The sequence below is a fragment of the Mesorhizobium sp. M1D.F.Ca.ET.231.01.1.1 genome (assembly GCF_003999155.2).
Taxonomy (GTDB): Bacteria; Pseudomonadota; Alphaproteobacteria; order Rhizobiales; family Rhizobiaceae; genus Mesorhizobium.
In genome coordinates, this window is sequence record NZ_RZOZ02000111.1 from 1 (window position 1) to 360 (window position 360).

Below are 360 nucleotides of genomic sequence, written 5' to 3' on the forward strand. Positions count from 1 at the left end.
GGCAAAGGCTTTCAAGGAAGGTGGATCTCGTAAGGATGCGAGAAATAGAATTCCTCGAGATTGGAGCCGTCGCCGCCACGGTCGACGATGACGAAATCCTGTTCCTCGCCGATCGGCGTCAGCACGCCGTGCCACAGGTTGCGGCGGTAGTTGATGCCTTGTCCGGGGCCGGCGAGAAAGGCGTGCGGTTCGCCTGGACCGTCCTTGGCGTCATGGCACACGATCACGAGGAATGGCCGCGGCGACAGCGGGATGAAAGCCTGGCTGCCAAGCGGATGGCGCTCGACCATGGTGAGTTTGAGCGGCATCTCGTAGGGCGTTCCGCGCACCATCGAGATCAGCACCCGCGCATTCGGCCCC

General features: G+C 62.8%; 1 protein-coding gene. It reads right to left on the minus strand.

Annotated elements, in window-relative coordinates:
* Positions 1-11: 11 nt before the first annotated feature.
* Positions 12-360, minus strand: a 349-nt coding sequence (locus EN874_RS32525; RefSeq protein WP_127428850.1) for an ureidoglycolate lyase, incomplete at its 5' end; no start/stop codon positions are given.